Source organism: Metabacillus niabensis (assembly GCF_020524345.1).
Classification (GTDB): domain Bacteria; phylum Bacillota; class Bacilli; order Bacillales; family Bacillaceae; genus Metabacillus; species Metabacillus niabensis_B.
Window position 1 is genome coordinate 1 of record NZ_JAIVLH010000003.1, and the last position, 18,550, is coordinate 18,550.

General features: G+C 35.8%; 13 protein-coding genes. All 13 read right to left on the reverse strand.

Annotated features, from left to right (window positions below; genetic code table 11):
* Positions 1-151: 151 nt before the first annotated feature.
* The 13 genes from LC095_RS05045 to LC095_RS05105 all read right to left on the reverse strand — a co-directional run bounded on the left by LC095_RS05045 (position 152) and on the right by LC095_RS05105 (position 18,497).
* Positions 152-1,105 carry a family 43 glycosylhydrolase gene (locus LC095_RS05045; RefSeq protein ID WP_226527340.1) on the reverse strand — a complete coding sequence of 318 codons (954 nt, stop codon included), beginning with the start codon at positions 1,103-1,105 and terminating at the stop codon, positions 152-154.
* A 128-nt stretch (positions 1,106-1,233) separates the two neighbouring features.
* Complete coding sequence (locus LC095_RS05050) at positions 1,234-5,340, reverse strand: carbohydrate-binding protein (RefSeq protein WP_226527131.1); 4,107 nt, start codon at positions 5,338-5,340, stop codon at positions 1,234-1,236.
* Positions 5,341-5,476: 136 nt separating this feature from the next.
* On the reverse strand, positions 5,477-5,896 hold the full coding sequence (locus LC095_RS05055) for a hypothetical protein (RefSeq protein WP_226527132.1): 420 nt from the start codon (positions 5,894-5,896) through the stop codon (positions 5,477-5,479).
* A 20-nt stretch (positions 5,897-5,916) separates the two neighbouring features.
* Positions 5,917-6,762, reverse strand: coding sequence for a carbohydrate ABC transporter permease (locus LC095_RS05060; protein ID WP_413467455.1), 846 nt, complete (start codon positions 6,760-6,762; stop codon positions 5,917-5,919).
* 3 nt (positions 6,763-6,765) lie between these two features.
* Entirely contained in the window at positions 6,766-7,698 is a 933-nt protein-coding gene (locus LC095_RS05065; protein WP_226527133.1) for a carbohydrate ABC transporter permease, read from the reverse strand.
* Between the two features lie 101 nt (positions 7,699-7,799).
* Entirely contained in the window at positions 7,800-9,053 is a 1,254-nt protein-coding gene (locus tag LC095_RS05070; protein WP_226527134.1) for an ABC transporter substrate-binding protein, read from the reverse strand.
* A gap of 111 nt (positions 9,054-9,164) precedes the next feature.
* Positions 9,165-10,961: a glycoside hydrolase family 2 protein gene (locus LC095_RS05075; RefSeq protein WP_226527135.1), complete on the reverse strand. Its 1,797-nt coding sequence runs from the start codon at positions 10,959-10,961 to the stop codon at positions 9,165-9,167.
* 26 nt (positions 10,962-10,987) lie between these two features.
* Positions 10,988-12,745, reverse strand: a complete 1,758-nt coding sequence (locus LC095_RS05080) for a glycoside hydrolase family 2 protein (protein WP_226527136.1) — start codon at positions 12,743-12,745, stop codon at positions 10,988-10,990.
* Between the two features lie 487 nt (positions 12,746-13,232).
* Positions 13,233-14,306: a GntR family transcriptional regulator gene (locus LC095_RS05085; RefSeq protein WP_226527342.1), complete on the reverse strand. Its 1,074-nt coding sequence runs from the start codon at positions 14,304-14,306 to the stop codon at positions 13,233-13,235.
* Positions 14,307-14,509: 203 nt separating this feature from the next.
* Positions 14,510-15,430, reverse strand: a complete 921-nt coding sequence (locus tag LC095_RS05090; protein ID WP_226527137.1) for a 1,4-dihydroxy-2-naphthoate polyprenyltransferase — start codon at positions 15,428-15,430, stop codon at positions 14,510-14,512.
* A 219-nt stretch (positions 15,431-15,649) separates the two neighbouring features.
* Positions 15,650-16,516 carry an L-serine ammonia-lyase, iron-sulfur-dependent, subunit alpha gene (gene sdaAA / locus LC095_RS05095; RefSeq protein ID WP_226527138.1) on the reverse strand — a complete coding sequence of 289 codons (867 nt, stop codon included), beginning with the start codon at positions 16,514-16,516 and terminating at the stop codon, positions 15,650-15,652.
* A 22-nt stretch (positions 16,517-16,538) separates the two neighbouring features.
* Complete coding sequence (gene sdaAB / locus LC095_RS05100; RefSeq protein WP_226527139.1) at positions 16,539-17,204, reverse strand: L-serine ammonia-lyase, iron-sulfur-dependent subunit beta; 666 nt, start codon at positions 17,202-17,204, stop codon at positions 16,539-16,541.
* Positions 17,205-17,615: 411 nt separating this feature from the next.
* A complete protein-coding gene (locus LC095_RS05105) occupies positions 17,616-18,497 on the reverse strand; it encodes a sugar phosphate isomerase/epimerase family protein (protein WP_226527140.1) in 882 nt (293 codons plus the stop codon).
* Between the last annotated feature and the right edge of the window lie 53 nt (positions 18,498-18,550).

The following is an 18,550-nucleotide window of genomic DNA, read 5'->3' on the forward strand; positions in this document are numbered from 1 at the left end:
CAAGTTGTCCTTCTTGATATTCTTTCACTACCATAAGCTTAAATTTTTCATCATATCTAGACATTAATAAAACACCCCAAAAGTTAGATTCTTTACTCTAACTTTTGGGGTGCAGTTCAAATAGAGGGGGGTTTATGATATTTATCAATACTTATTCTCCTGAAGGTTTGGTGATAGGAGTATATGCAGCTAAAGGTATCCCCAAATTTGGCGTCCCATCTTGATTCCAGTGAAATTTTTGGATCCTTGGATTACGAAGCTTCCCATTCCTATGGTCTCCTTCAGCCTCTGAAAAAGAAAATGCGTGATACAGAATCCAATCCTCAGTTCCATCCGGAGATTGAGTAAAGCTATTATGTCCCGGTGAAAACACCCGATTTTTTATATTCTTTGAAAAAACAGGTTGAGGATACTTACCCCAAGAAGTTGGGTCCATTACATCATCTGATTCATTAGCAGATAACATTCCTAAACAATAATCATCCGACCATGTAGCGCTTGCTGAAAAGATTAAAAATAGCCTCCCATTCCTTTTCAAAAAGATTGGCCCTTCATTAATTGCCATTCCACCTTGTTTCTCCCACTCAGCTGTTGGTACAGATAGTAGAATATTTTCACCTACTAATGTCCAGGGATTTTTCATTTTTGCAATATATAAGGCTGATCCATAATCAGGAAAATATCCATAACCTGCATAAAGGAAATAAAGTTGATTATGATGCTGAAGGACTGTTCCATCCAGCCCTGGAAGTTCCGTATTCACAGCACCTTTAAAACTCCATTCCCCCTCTAGCGGGTTTTCAGAGGAATTTTCTAACACATAAATTCGTCGTGTGTCATCTCCTTGCCCGTCATTAGCAGTAAAATAGATAAACCATTTATTATGTATAAAGTGGATTTCCGGCGCCCAAATATTTTTACTGTATGGCCCTTCTGCAGGAGGCACCCAAATGATCTTCTTTTCAGCAGTTGATATCCCTGTAATCGTTGTACTCTTCCAAAGGGCTATATGAGTACGAGTCGTAGCTGTAAAATAGTAGTTCCCATCAAAATGTTTACATATATATGGATCAGGCCCACTCTCAAGTAGAGGGTTCATAAACATTTCTCCTACTTCTACTTGACTTTGATTTTGTTTATTTTTTTCCAACGTATATCCTCCATTCATCGTTCATGACATATCCAAAATAAACGGGTAGGTATCTTTATTTTCTTGTACCTACCCATTTCCACTTATTTTTCTTCTATTTTTCTTATAAGTCTTAGAGCATCTCCCTCAAGTTCTTGTTTGATAGCTTCAGATAGTTTCTTTTCTTTTTCTAGAGAATCTCTAAAATCATTTAGATGCTTGATTGATTTAGCAATTTTCCCTTTGTCTAAATGATGCTTTGATTGGTCTAATTTATTTATAATTTTTTTATATGCACTATGAACAATCTCACCAGATTCTTTCATTCTATCCAGATCATTTTTAAGGGATGAATGGGTCGCTTCTAGTGGTTTTACCACAAAATTATCAAACGTTGTCTGATTATAATTTGATCGCAGTCCTACTTTTCCTTGCGTAAACGCCGTGCTGCTGTTGTCTGTATAATCTATTTTGGGCACATTCATATCTCCAACATAAATCTTTATATTTGTGCCTTTAGCGACAACTTTCACATGATGCCATGTATTCAATGGCTCATTTAGTTCAGCACCTTTTAAGTATTCCCAGTTATAATTAAACTTCCCTAAATGAATTCCAGCTTTATTTATATAAGCTATATAACCTTGCATAAAATCAGGATTATTTTGCCCAAGTTCAATACCGTTTGCCGGATTATTCACTCTGAAAAGTAAACCACCGTCTCCTGTTCCAGCTCGGATATTAAGATCCGCTTCGACTGTATAATCCTTCCACCTACTGTCTCCTATGACAGATTTCGCAAAGGTACCTGGTGATGTGCTATACTCACCTTCAATAGCTAGTGGTTCTTGACCGTCACCAACTGAGAATTGGATGCTTCTAAAGTCAAATTCCCCTTTTACCATTTCCACCTTGATGGTATGCTTTCCAGCCGGTAATGAAACATTTTCTTTAATAATACTTTCCCAGTTATCCCATCCTCCAGTTTTTGGAATACTTATAACACCTGTTAAATCAACAGTATCATCTAGCCAAAGCCTTATTTGACTTCCTTCTATATCAGTTGCCACTCTAATAGCCAGTTCATAATCATCCGCTTTGCTTATGTCGACATTATATTTTAGCCATTCTCCAGCCTGGTTCCAGCCTACATTATATCCACCTTCCGGATTAATACGGATATCGACTGCATCTCTCCTATATTTCCCCCCAATATTATCAGGAGAATTGTCGTGATATCCAACTCCTTCACCACCAGTCATATAATCCGCTGCCATTATTTTTCCCGGAAGCTCCTTTTGATGATCAAATCTATGAAATAGTAGTCTGGAAATATCAAATTCTCCATTTAAGACTTCAAGCTTTAACGTATGCTTTCCAGCTGGTAAAGAAAGATCCTGTAGTGAAATGTTTTCCCACCTATTTAAATCCCCTGTATTAGGTATATCGATTTCTCCTGTTAGATCAATGTCATCATCTAACAGAAGCCTTACTTTCCCTCCAGATTTAGTAGAGGCGGCAATAATATCTAATCCATAACTTCCTTCTTCTTCAATATCGATATTATAGGCTAGCCATTCTCCTGTTTGGTTGGAGGTAACAGCATAACCACCTTCCGGATTTGATCGTATATCGACAGAATCCTTCCGATATTGTTCTCCACTATTCTCTAAGGTATTATCATGATATCCAACACCTTCGCCGCCAAGATTGTAATCTTCCGCCTCAATAATACCAGGGATTTGCTTATGGATATCAAATGATGTAAAGTCAATGCTCGTGAAATCAAATTCTCCTTCTACGATCTCAACCTTTAACGTGTGCTCTCCCTCAGGTAATGTGACGCCTTCTTTTATGACAGGCTGCCAATTATTCCAATCCCCGGTGTTAGGAACATCCAACACACCAGTTAAATCTATCTCATCATCAAGCCAAATTCTCACTTTTGCTGATTGAAATGTTGTTGCCGCATTTAATTGAAGATTATATAAACCCGATTCTTTAATGGATACATTGTATTTAAACCATTCACCAGTTTGATTCCATCCTACTGCAGTACCTCCTTTTGGGTTATCACGTATATCTACAGAATCTCCTCTTAATACCCCGCCGATATTTTCCGCTGTTGTTTCGTGATAAGCGATTCCTTCACCGCCAGTAATATAATAAGCAGCACCTATTGACCCCGGTATTGGTTTGTACGCATCAAATACGCTTAGTTTATTTGTATTTACTGTCCAAAACCCTTCTATTTCCTCCCAGCCCTCGCTTGTTCCATCATTGAAGTTTGACGATATTTTCGTAACTTCCTTACTTTCATGAAAATCAAGTGTCGATAGATCAAAGCTTCCATTTTCTGCAATGACTTTTAATGTATGTTTTCCTTTTGGTAATTTTATCTCCTCAATCGAAAGAGTTTTCCACTTATCTGTTTGAGGGATATTGATGCTTGGAGTCAATTCCGTCGAATTGTCTAATACTACTTTTATTTGTGCATCTTTACTTGAGTCAGTGATTCTTAAATCCAGATTATAAGAACCCTCTTCTGCAATAGTTACGTTATAATTCAACCATTCTCCTTTTTTATTCAAACTTACATAATATCCACCATCGGAATTCCCTTTAAAATCTACCGTATCTTTTCTATATTTATCACTAGTATTCTCAGTCGTTGTGTCATGGTAGCCTTTTCCTTCTCCTCCTGAATTATAGTGCACCGCTTCTATGCTCCCTGGTACAGGTTTATATGCATCAAATACAGAGCTTCCGTTTACCTTATTACTAAAGGCAGTAAACCCGAAAGCAGCATGAACATCATTCGTCATGTATCCAATCTTTCCACCATCCAGTTTTTTTATGTGTCGGGTTTGCTTTTGCATACCATCTACAAAGATCTTAAAGGTTGATGCAGCTTTTTCGATTCGTATTTGATGAAGTTTAGTATAATCGTAACCATTAGGTAAATCTGTTGCTTCCCATTTTTGTTCAACACCGTTTACGATGAAGAACGTTTCTAATTGATTTTTATTAGGATTTAATACTGCTAATCCATAGTTTTTTTCATCCTTATAGGAGAAAACAGCACCAAAACGTGGATCACTACTGGATCCTTGTTCAATTATTTTCATATTAAATTCTGCGGTGTAGTCTGAGGATGTCCCAGCCTTTGTCAGTTGTTTAAACACTTTCGCACTACCCGTTTTTGTTTGCTGAAGCCACCCGGACATACCTGAGTTAACATTCCAGCTTCCTCCATTTACATTTTCCCAGTTCTTACTATGTGAGGATTGAGTGAACCGCTCACTAAAATCAGGTAAATCCGGGTTAGGCTGTTCGGTTGTAGTTGGACCAAGAACAAGCATTTTATCTCCATTCCAAGCAATTCGGTCGAGGTTCATATAGCGACCTGGATTTGCATGACTATGATAAACCATATAATCGGAATCAAGATCTGGTCCGCGAACAACAGAATTATGTCCTACACCTGCATTTACTCCTTCTGCATTTAGTAAGATCGGGTTTTGTTCCAACTTAGGTGCGAAATCAGCTATCGGGGAGTCGCTCGATGCATAATCAACACGGTAAGCTTTATTCCAAACGTGATTTCCTGTGTACGTCATGTAATATTTGTTATTTCTTTTTATAATCGTTGGTCCCTCTGTCCAACCATTCATTTCTGCACCAGTGTGTGAAACTTCTCCAAATGTATATGGATCAGACATTGGCCGTGCATCAATTCTTTGGTCACCGGTACTATAGAAATACCATTTCCCATCATCGTCTATAAACACATGTCCATCAATTCCCATACCGAGGTTTTCTGTTTGCTTTTTGAAAGGCCCTAAAGGATTTGAACTTTTATATACATAATGTCCATTACCTCCAGGTGATGTGTACATATAAAAACTACCATTCCAATAGACAACCTCAGGTGCATAGGCAGCCTTTGTTGTGGGTTCCTCCGTCACTAATCCACCGTACTCCCAATTCACCAAATCTTCTGACTTCCAGACTTTTACTCCACTCTTATCATCAACCGTACTGACATAAAGATAATAAATACCGTTATGTTTTAAAATATAAGGATCTCCTTCTCCATAAAACACTCCTGTATCCCATTCCCAAGAATTCGGTAACGTAAAAGGGTTACTGAAAGCAAAGGTTGCTAGCGGGAGAGACAGTATAAAACTAACCAAAATTGCCATTGTCATCATCTTTTTCAGGAAAATCTCCTCCTATTATTAGATTTTTTAAAAGTACAAAGACTACTAGCTAATACTCTATTACTCAATAAATTCCAAAGGAAAAACCAAAGGAAAAGAAGTTGGTCTTTCCTTTGGTTTTATCTTATTGATTTTGCAAATGATACTTCTCCATCTTTACTATTGATTTGTTTTTAGCAAAAGCTAAGATTCCTCCAGATAAAAACATGAGTGATGCTAAAATGTCCATGACAAAATAAGAGGCTAAACCTATGACAATAAACCATACCGGCTTTTTTGTTTCTGCTTTATCGTCCTTTAATCTCCTAGCTAAAAAGAAGTTTATCACCCCTAATAAAACAAATAACATCCCAAACGAGACCGAAAAGATATATAAACTTCCAAATATCGATTGTACTGCTTCCAGCTTTGCGAAGGTATCAAAAGAAGAGTTCAGCCCTTCATTTTTGATAAATGAAGCATAGACAAAAATGGTTAAGAGTCCTGTAGTCATTTGCCAAATGGATCCGATAATGATTAATCTTCTCTCGAGTTTTCTATTCAATGTGAAACCTCCTTTTGTTTCTACCCTTTAACACCTGATGACAAGGAAAGCGATTCCATAAAATATTTTTGTGTGAATAAATATAGAATAAATGTTGGAACGATCGCAATTAGCGCACCTGTTAAAGCATGAGCTATATCAAGTGCATACATCCCCTGAAGTAATTGCAGCCCTGGTGTAATTGGCATTTTTTCTATATCATTAAACACGATCGACGGCCATAAGAAGTCATTCCATGAACCTGTAAAAGTAAACAACGCAACAACCGTTAAAACCGGTCTTATTAACGGTAATATTAACTTAGTGAAAATTTGAAATTCAGAAGCACCGTCCACTCTGGCAGACTCATCAAAGTCCTTAGGAATTCCCTGCATAAATTGTCTCACTAAAAAGATATTAAATACTCCGGCAGCCCCTGGAACAATGGCTGCAAAATAGCTATTAACCCATCCTAATGTATCAATGATTTTATATAGTGGGATAAGGTTTACAACAGCAGGGAACATCATCGTTGCCATTAAAAAAACAAAGATGGCATCTCTTCCCTTAAATTTCATCCTTGAATAACCATAACCGGCTAATGAAACAATCACTAGTACTAATACTGTTTGAGATACCGATATAATCAGCGAGTTCATAAACCACTTAGCAACAGGGGCACTTGTGTTTTCAAACAGAACATCCTGATAGTTACCAATCACCCAATTTATTGGCAGGATGGTAAATGGATTTGATTGAATATCCGATTCATTTTTGAATGTAGTTAAAAATGTGTAAAGTAATGGAACAAGCCATATAAACGCCATGAATAATAAAAAGATGAATGAAATCATTTTCGATACTGATATTTTCTTCAAGGAAAGCACCTCCTAATCACGTTGTCTTAAAAAGAAGAATTGGATTGTTGATACAACCATAATACATAATCCTAAAATGACAGCCATTGCTGCCCCAATTCCGGCAATGGAAATTCCAGAACCGAATGCATTCTCTTGAATGTACATTAATAGAACTGTCGTCGAGCTTGTTGGTCCACCTTTTGTTAACATGAGCGGCTGCCCGTAAACATTAAATTGTGCGATTGTCGTAATAACGACTGTATAAAGTATTTGAGCTCTTATGCTAGGAAGTGTAATTTTAAAGAATTTTTGAATATTATTTGCGCCATCTATTGATGCGGCTTCATATAAATCTTTTGAAATTCCATTAAGAGCAGCTTGATAGATAATCATATTTGCTCCAATTGTCCACCAAACAGTTACGATAACCAATGTAACCCAGGCGTACGGCTGGGTAGATAACCAGTTTGTATCAACATTCAAAAAATGGTTGATTGGTCCAAATGAAACACTAAATAGCATAGCAAATATGATCATGACAGCAGATACAGAAAATAAAGATGGCATATAAAAGAGTGCTTGGAAAAACTTCATTCCTTTTGGTTTCGTATTTAGTCCAGCAGCTAAAAACAATGGAACTATAACACAAAATGGGACTGTAAATATTACAAATTTAAATGTATTTCCCAAACCAACACGGAGTTGTTCATAGAAAGTAGAATCCTTATTAAGTAGTATTTCTGTATAGTTTGCCAGTCCTACAAATTCAGGATCACCAATTAGATCCCAATTGGTAAAAGAAATATAAACACCATATAAGGTGGGAAATAGAAAAAATACGGCAAAAAGAATGAGATGCGGTCCAATATATAGATAAGGTGATAGATTCAACCTTTTTTTATTTGATTTTCCTACCAGTAACGAGGACATATTTACTTCCTTATTCTCTCCAGTATTTATCATCATTTTAAGCTCCTATTCTTTCGTTATCGAATAGAGAGAGGACAACTCAACCAAAGGGACAAACCCTTTGGTTGAATCATTCTCAATAATTTTAGCAACGCTTATTTGTTTGTTGCTATTTTATCTTCAATGGCTTTTTGTGCTTTTTCCAATCCTTCATCAATATCTAATTTTCCAAACGCAGCATCTCCAACTAATTTATCAATCTCTTCAACTACAAAGCCATTATATTTATAATCAAAGATTTTTAATGTTTTTTGTAATTCAGGATCTTCTACTAAAAATGATTGCGGCATTTCTTTGTATTCAGAATCTTCTAGTGTTTCTAATGCCGCAGGGTTTTGTCCTGCCTTTGCCCACGGAAGTGAATGTTGTCTGACATAGTCAAGGAAATCCATCATTCCTTTTGTTTTCTCTTCAGACCGATTTTCGTCTTTAAACATGACGAATTGATGAGAAGACGTCCAGTTTACAATATTATCTGGTGAAATTTGCGGGAAATTTGTTAAGCCCCAATTTAAATTTTTCGCTTCATTTAAGCCGTTTTGCATCCAAATACCTTCAGGATAGAAGATTGCTTTACCGGATTGAAACAATTGACCTGGATCTTCTCCATCTTTGTTGGCAATTTTGTCATCAACTAACCCCTTAATTAATTCCAACGCTTCTTTCGCTTCCGGCGTATTAAGAGTTGGTGTTTCTCCATCACTAGTAATATCTCCACCTAGTTGATTGTAAATAGATAAGAAGATCGGTCGGGTCCAAGTTAAGCCGAAACCAGTAATACCGTCTTTTTTAGATAGTTCTCCAGCCTCTCGGATTTCATCAAATGTAATAACGTTATCATCAAGTGCATTTGGTGCATATTTTTCAAGTAATTCTTTATTGTAATACATAACAAAGCTGTGAACATCTAATGGAACACTATATCTGCTGCCATTAATATCTCCAATATTCCATCCTGCGGGAACATAGTTTTCTGCTTTAATTTCAGGATAATCAACCAATAAATCATCGTATGGTGTTAACATATCATTATCAACAAATTGTTTAATTCTCTCTGCATGGACAATGGTTAAATCAGGGATACCTTTTCCGGAATTTACTACGGTTGGGATTTTCGTATACATATCTCCTTCAGTAATAGATAGGTTTTTAACCTTGAATTCCGGATTGGTCTTATTATACTCATCCACGATTTGTTTCATATTTTCACCATCTGGACCTGTAAACGGATTCCAAAATAGAATCTCATTTTTAGATGATCCTGAACTACTGGATGAACTACTACAACCTGATAAAGCCATGGCTAACACAAAAAGTATCATGAACATTAATACCGCTTTTTTCTTCATATATTTCCCCCCTAAGTTTTGTTTTACTTTATTTAAATCCCTTGACTGAAAATAGACCAATTTCAGTCAAGGGATCTTTCACATCATTCATTTTTGATTGGAATAGATTAGTTACCTTACAATCGGTACATGCCACATATCATTTATCTTTTTAAGCAGTTGTATATCACACTTTGGTTTTCGATCATATGTTAATAAGCCATTAATCTCCTGTTCAACATCTGTTAACTGTGTATAGCAATATCCATGCAGAGCACTGGATTCATACACCGCTTTCATGACTCGTTCATAATCTGCCAGAAAATCTTCCTCATTTGTAACCGACGTATAACCCCAGCCACTATCATCACCAACTTTATATCCAATTCCACCGAATTCAGTTAACAGAATTGGCTCCCCACTGTGATGATAACCTTTTGTATAGATCTCTCGTCCTGCAGGTCTTGAAAGAAGCAGGTTTTCAGTAGTTCGTAATGAATTCCGAAACTCATTGTGCTTTTCCACTTCATCCTTTTGTCCATGGTTGTAATTATGAATGGCACAAATATCTGTTTTTGTTAATTCCCACCCATCATTTGAAATGACTAATCTTGTTGTATCAAGTGAATGGATTAAATGATACATCGCTGCCGAATGGTGTATTTGCTGGTCATTATTACAAATAGAAGGAACTCCCCAGCTTTCATTAATAGGTACCCATGTGACGATACAAGGATGGTTGTAATCTCGTTCGATGATTTCAATCCACTCATTTGTTAAACGCGCAACAGCATCCTCGCTAAAGGAAGGGGAAGCAGCACATTCTCCCCAAACTAGAAAGCCTAATTGATCTGCCCAATAAAGAAATCGCGGATCCTCTACCTTTTGGTGCTTCCTGCAGCCATTGAAACCCATCTCTTTCGTTAGTTCTATATCTTTCTTTAAATCCTCATCAGTTGGTGCAGTTAATAAACCTTCCGGCCAATACCCCTGATCAAGTACTAATTTTTGATAATACGGTCTATTATTTAGATACACCATGCCATTTTCAGTATGGATTTTCCTCATTCCAAAGTAAGAAGAAATAGTATCCAGCACTTGTTCTTGTTCTTTCACACGTATTTTGACATCGAATAAATTCGGATTTTCTGGTGACCAGTTCCACCCAACATGATGAAAACCAGTTCGAAATATTTTTCGATTGTAGAGATTAATCGACCTTTTGACAAAACTTTCATAAATTTGGATGGTTTCATTGGCAATCACTTCATCTTTAAAGGTGATATCGATTTCCACCTTTTTATTTATATAATCACCTGCCAACTCAAAATCGATTGTAATATCACCTTTGTCGATATCCGGAGTGAATCTCAATTTTTTTATATGAGTTTTATTCACTGCTTCTATCCATACTGTCTGCCATATTCCGGTAGTCCGTGTGTACCAAATAGCAGCAGATTTTTGAATCCAATATTGCTTTCCTCTCGGAATGGTTTCATCTATAGAAGGATCTTCAACTCTTACAACAAGTGTTTGGTTTCCATCCTGTAAATAGTTGGTTATATCAAATGAAAAGGAGGTGTGGCCACCCTCATGGGAACCTACCAAATTTCCATTAACGAAAACCATTGCTCGGTAGTCAACAGCACCAAAATGCAGGATCATTTGCTTTCCATTCATAGAATCGGGAATCGTAAATTCACGACGATACCATATCCAATCATGGAAAGAAGGATCATTAATTCCACTTAGCTTTGTTTGATAAGCAAATGGTACATTTATTTTTTGCTTGTATTCCGTACTTTCTTTAAACCATTTTTCTTCCAGTCCAATATTCTGATCATCAAATTCAAAATCCCATTCACCGTTTAGATTAAGCCAGTCTCCTCTTACTAATTGTGGGCGGGGATATTCTTGTCGAAATGTCATAAACTTCTCCTTTATCTGTGTTAAAATTATTTACTGTTAATCTCTTTAATTTTGGTTAAGTCTACTTTTGGTGTTCGATCTTCATTTAGAAGTCCATTAATCTCTTGCTGAACATCTGTAATTTGTGTATAACAAAACCCGCTAATATATGGAGTATCTTTAATTCCTTGTGTAATAGATTCATAGCGTTTTAGGAAATCTTCTTCATTCTTAACTTGATTTCCATACCCCCAACCTTTTTCTGAATTGAAGGCAATACCGCCATACTCACTGATGATGATTGGTTGGGCTTTATATTCATATCCTTGTGCCATGGCATGTTTATGTTTATTGAAAGCTATTTCATTATTCACTACTTTTTCTTTATCTCCATAGCGGCTTAAAAATTCATCTCCATATTCCACATAATCGTGTAATGTAATGATGTCTGATACTGTGTGCTCCCAGCCATCGTTAACAATCACCGGTCTCATACTGTCGATTGCTTTTGTGAGATGATAAATTCCCTCTGTGAACTTTTGTTGCTTACGGTCTGTAAAAATATTTTTCACACCCCATGACTCATTAAACGGTGTCCATACAATAATACTTGGGTGATTATAGTGTTGCTTGACAACCTCCATCCATTCCTCAGTAAAGTTTTGAACAGCCTCATCTGAAAACTCGTATGTTGCAGCCATTTCAGACCAAACAAGGAGACCCTTTTTATCCGCCCAATAAAGATATCGTTGATCTTCCACCTTCATATGTTTTCTTACTCCGTTAAAGCCCATCGCGAAAGTTTTATCAATATCCTCAAGTATGGCTTCTTCGGAAGGTGGTGTTAAATGGGATTCCTCCCAATAACCCTGATCTAAAATGAGCTTTTGATAGATTGGAATATTATTAAGCAATACATTTCCGTTCTCTATTGATATCTTTCTCATCCCAAAATACGATTTTACAAGATCTATGACTTCACCATTTTTAAGTAAAGTAAATGTAACATCGTATAAGTTAGGAGAATGTGGACTCCAATGAACAACTCTCCAATGGTGGAACTCACTTGCAATATTTGTATTTATTGTTAGGTTTGGACGGCTAACTACTTGATCAAATGTCTTTATGGGTAAACCCTTAAAGGAAATAGACGTTTTCAACACATAGGAAGAATCCATGTTACCTCCTACTTCATAGACAAATTCAACTGATTCAGTATCTATATCAGGGGTTATTTTTACAGCATGAATATGTGTATCATTTAAGAACTCAAGCCATACTGTTTGCCAAATGCCTGTTGTTTGAACATACCAGCATTCATAACTCTGATCCAACCATCTCTGTTTTCCACGTGGTTGAAAGCAGCTTTGGCTATCCTCGTTTTTTACGACAATGTCCAGTTCATTTGTTCCTTCTAAATAGTCTGTTATATTGAAAGAAAAAGCGATTTGCCCACCTTTTCGTTCACCAACAAACCTCCCATTCACCCATAGCTTTGTCTTATAATCTGCTGCCTGAAAATGAAGGACGATTTCCTTGCCCTCGTATTCAGAAGGAATCGTTATTTTCTTCTGATACCAAATATGTGGACAAAATTCTTCCTCCTCAATTCCGCTGGCTTTTGTTTCATATGTAAATGGAACAGTGATTTTTTTATCAGCGTTGAATTTCTTGTACCACTTCTCTTTTTCACCATTGTTATCTTTATCAAATTTAAAGTTCCATTCACCATTTAAGTTCAACCATTCTGCTCGTTCAAATTGAGGCCTAGGATATTCCTCTCTAGGAATGCTATTATTTATCATTCTATAAATCTCCTTTAACCAAAATCTTGTTTATACACTCAGTACACTGAAAGTGCTTACACAAATATTATTACAGAATCAGTATAACTTATATACTAAATTTAATATAAAATATACTTTTATATACCAAATCAATTCTTTTCTCCCGATAATTGTGATCACTTAAAACGACATTTTTATAAGAAACGTAAATTTAAGCGCTTTCATTAAGATGTTAATATAATAAATCTAGATATCACATACTAAATTTAGTATAAAATATACTTAATTTATAAACTAACCAAAGTATTCTTATATTGTGAACAATACCTTACAGGTACCAAAAACTTGTGAAATGGAGCATCCAGGGTGGTTATTGAGCACGGGATAGCAAGAAAAAGGAATCAATGAGAAGTCACAAAAAACCGTACATTATATTTGCCTAAATGGCTCCAACATGTACGGTTTAATCTTGATTGTTTAATCACCGAAAAGTATTCGTTAACCTTCATATACTTTCTTCATCATTTACAATTTTCAGATCAACAGCAACGTATATTCTTTTTGGACTGTAATGCCCCTCAAGTTGCTCTAAAAGCAAGTTCACTGTTTTATTACTACATTCAGCAATATTCTGTTGTATAAAGGAAACCCCATATATTCCGGACGGGTCAAATGATAACAATTCAATGTCTCTGGATGCTTCTTTTTTAATTGATTTAATAGCTTCATGAGTATATAAAGCTAGTTCAGCATTCATCGTAAATACAGCTGTTATTTCAGATTTACTTAAAAGAAATTCTTTGATAAGTGCAGGGGTTTTACCAGCTGAAATATCATTAAAGTTTAAAGTAAGCCATTGATTTTTATTGATAGTCGTTCCCTTCTTTAAAAAAGCATTTTCAAAGCCTTTAGCTCGTTCAGCTGTAACTGTATTCGTAATAATTGGTGAAACAAGACCAATGTTTGTATGACCTTTTTCCAAAAAATAAGAGATCGCCTCATAGGTCCCAGATTCATTTTCAGAGGTTACACTATAAGTCAATATATTCTCCATGTATCTATCAATTAAGACCAGAGGGAATTTATCCAGTGATAGCCTGAGTACTGCTTCATTGTAAGTTTCCTTTTCTGTAGGAAAAATGATCATTCCCTTTACATCAAGCTTTCTGAACATTTCAATTGCATCAGCTTCTTCAAACTGAGATTCTCGCGTGATTTTTATAATTAGATGATAGCCATTTTTCGAAACATATTTTTCAATATAATTAACAAACTCTTGCTCAATCTTCGTTTTCATACTAGGAAGAATAAATCCTATTAGTCCTTTTGATTTTTTCGTTATACTAGTTGAGCTTGTGAGACTACTTTCACAAACAAACGTCCCTTTCCCTTTTATTCTTTCAACAATTCCCTCTTCCGCGAGTCCTGCTAATGCATTTTTGGTTGTAATTTGGCTCACATGATATTCTTCCGTTAATTCCTTTTCAGATGATACTCTGTCACCTACTCGCAGCTTACCAGATTGGATTTGCTCTTTAATTCTATTTTTTATTTGTTGGTATAGTGGTTCATTTTTTATTTTAACTCACCCTTAGTATATTATTGATACTAATTATACTAAGTCTTAATATAAAATACTACATCTTATTTCTAATAGTAGGAGTATCTCTGAAAAGCAAAAGCCAACTTAGAATAGAAGGCATTAATTCCCTTCTCCCAAATTGGCTTAAACTTGAAACTTGATTATTAAGATGTTTGTAAATTTTAAAGAAATATTTTTTTTTACAAATAATAACTAATAAACAGACCAATAAAAAGAAGAAATCCAAAGATCGTATTCGTTTGCGCAGTTGCTTTCATGGCTATACCAGTATTCATCGGAATCTCATTATCTAAGAAACCTTTAACTGCTTGAATCGGCTTTGGTACACTTAATAAGACAAGGAAAAGCCAAGGACTTGTATTACCTACTATTACTAATCCAGCAATCCATATATAGGAAATAATAAATAATAATGCCAGAAAATAGACCGCTTTTCTATGCCCCATTAAAATAGCTAAAGTCTTCCTTCCACCTTTCGTATCTTCTTCAATATCTCGTATATTATTAGATAGATTTATAGCTCCGACAAGAATAGCAATAGGAATAGATAAAAAGATGATTTGCAAGTTGATTGTATTTGTTTGAATAAAAAATGAAATTAATACAAATAAAGAGCCCATACAAAGACCGGCAAATAGTTCACCAAATGGTGTATACGCGATAGGAAATGGTCCTCCTGTATAAAGGTATCCAATTGCCATACCAATAATCCCAACCAGTGCCAACCACCAACTGCTACTTGCACAAATATAGATCCCTAATAATAGTGCTAAACTATATAATGCCAAAGCAAGCTGTAATACAGTTCTTGGTTTCATACCATGACGTACAATCGCGCCGCCAATCCCTACCGAATCTTCTGTATCCAATCCTCGTTTAAAATCATAATATTCATTGAATAAATTTGTAGCAATTTGAAGAAAAAGACATGCACATAACATAGCGATAAATAGTAAAATATCAACCTTCATATAAAACATCGCTGATACAGTTCCTATTAAAACAGGTATAAAGGATGCTGTTAACGTATGTGGCCGGGTTAGTTGCCATAACAGTTTTCCCATATTTTTATTTTCTTTACCCAGTGTTTGTTGATCCATCATTTCAATCCTTTCAAACCAGATAGTGACATTATATTAGGTTAGGAAACTACCTACTTTCTAGTTATATCATAATAGTTATTGTCCTTCTATACAAAGCCTCCTATGAAACAACTTCCAGCACAAAAAAATTCTCTCCACATTGAAATGTATTTTAAGGAGAGAACGTTTAGATGTTAATAGATTATGATTGCAACATCACTTAACCTGAGGACGTTATTAACCAAATATTTCTTTTGCTAACCTTTTTCCTGTAGGAGTCGCAGCGAGACCGCCTTCTGCTGTTTCTTTATGTGCTAGGGGCATTCTTTGGCCAATCAGATACATCGCATTTATGACTTCATCACATGGGATTTTACTCTTAATACCTGCTAATGCCATATCTGCTGCTGTCAGTGCGTTGGAAGCACCCATCGCGTTTCGTTTCACACATGGCACCTCAACTAAACCTGCAACAGGGTCACAAACTAAACCAAGCATATTTTTTAAGGTAATGGCCATCGCTTCAGCTGCTTGGGCTGGTGTACCGCCTGCCAATTCCACGATTGCTGCAGCTGCCATTCCGCTCGCAGAACCAACCTCTGCTTGACAACCGCCAGCAGCTCCTGAAATTGAGGCATTATTTGCGACAACAAAGCCAAAAGCTGCAGCTGTAAATAAGAATTCGATCATTTCCATACGTGTCGGGTTTAATTTTTCTTTTACTGCAAATAGTGTCCCTGGAACAACTCCAGCTGAACCGGCTGTTGGAGTAGCACAAATTGTTCCCATTGCGGCATTTACCTCGTTTGTCGCAACTGCCTTACTCACTGCATCTAACAATAGATTGCCTGTTAGCGTTTTTCCGCTTTTTATATAATTCTGCAACAATACCGCATCTCCGCCAGTCAGTCCTGAAAAAGATTGTACCCCTTTAAGCCCCCGTTCAATCGCTTGTTCCATGACCGTTAAGTTTTTGTCCATTTTTTCTATAATTTCTTCTCTTGTAAGACCCGAAACCTTAATTTCCTGCTGGATCATGATTTCTGCTGTTTTCACTTGTTTGCTTTCTGCCAACTCTACAAGTTCGGCTACGTTCCTAATCATTAATAAACCTCCTTAACCCAATCTATTCTACCATTCGTATCGTTTGAATAATGTTTGGCAATTTTTCTATTTCTTTTAATACCTCATCCTCGATTTTTTGATCTACTTCGATCACCATCATCGCCATATTACCTTTTTCTTTCCGTGACACTTCCATATGTCCAATATTCAATTCATATTTCGCCAGAATGTTTGCAACACTGGAAATAGCTCCAAACTTATCTTGGTGCACAACTAAAACGGCAGGACATTCTCCTGACAATTTTAGTTGAAATGAATTTAATTCCGTAATTTCAATGGACCCTCCACCAATTGAAACACCAACGATTTCCATTTGATGATTATTATCGTCATACAGGTTAATTCTGACTGTGTTTGGATGATTAGTTACGAGATTTTCAACAATAAATTCTATTTCAATCCCCGCTTTTTGAGCTATTTGTAAAGCTTGTGGAATTCGTTCATCAAAAGTATCAAAATCAAGTAGACCACCAACAATAGCAACATCTGTTCCGTGACCTTTATATGTTTTGGCAAATGAGCCATATAAAGATATAACTGCCTTTTTCGGCTCTCTTCCGAACAATGTCCGTGCCACTCTGCCAATTCTAGCTGCACCAGCTGTATGAGAACTGGAGGGGCCGATCATAATGGGACCAATAATATCAAATGCAGATCTATACTTCATTTATATTCCACCTTTTATATTAGCAACTTCTTTTTACTTAGTTGTTTATTTAAACTTAACCATTATGGCATAATACTTTAATACACATTTTATTCATTTCGTTGTCGATGGTTTCTTGTAATCTGAAATATTCAAACTATTTTGTAAACGCTTACACATAAAGATAAACTAAATAATTCCTTAATTTTAATATCAAAGTCTTTCAAACTCAAAAAGTATCATAACATAATAAACTTTAGTTGGAAATTAGAAATTAAGTATTTGTAAAATTCAATCAAACTTAAACCCCTTTGTGCATTTAGACCGGAAAGGTTCGAAACTTACTATATAAAAAACTTCAATCCCTTTATTAATAAGGAATTGAAGTTTTTTCACCATATATAATAACTATTTTGCTACGTTTTTCACGTATTAAATATTTAATCCCTCTTTAATATTTAATCCTTCTCTTATAGACTTCAATGTTACTTCATTGGACCATTCCGGTTTATCCGGATAAGCAAATACTGAATTTGTTACAATTCCATCAAACTTCATTTCTCTTAATTTTCGATAAAGTGCTTCAAAGTTTATTTCTCCTTCACCAGGGTTCAAGTGTTGATGAATCGTTACGTTCGCATTTGGAGGATTTACAATATAACGCAGTCCGAATGCTGCTTTATGATTCAGAGTGTCGGCAATTAGGACGTGAGCAAGCAAACTACCCGCTTCTTCCAAATGTTTCTCTACATCGCCGATACCATCATCATAAAAGAAAGCATGTGCAACAGAATAGACTAACTTCATCCACTCTTTATCAAATGCACGAATCATTCGAATAGCCTCTGTATTTAACTCAATAAAATCATTAGGATGGGATTGTAAATTAAGGTTAATTCCTTCTTTTTCAAAAAGCGGCATGAGCTCTTCCATTGATTTAACAAAAGCTCCTTCACTTTCCACCGGCCGGCTTTTGTCTCCGGCAAATTCACTGTTCATTAAATCTACTCCTAAATCAGAAGTGATCTCAATACAGCGCTTCCAATTCCTCACTGCAGCTTGACGTTCTTCCTCATTCGGTGAAGACCATTGTTGTACAGGAAGGACAGAAGAGATTTTAACACCCGCATCTAAACAATATCTTTTTAAATCTTTAATCAACTGTCTATCAACCTTAGGATATTCATAAAACCAAATAAAATCTTTGCGCGGTGATAACTCTACATATTCATATCCTAATCTGGCAACGGCATCAATTGTATCTTTTAAATTTGTATTATCACGATAATGTGATGGATCATAAGCCAATCGCAATGGAAACATCTCCTTTTTATGTTGTTTTTATTTAACATTTATCTTCTCTTATT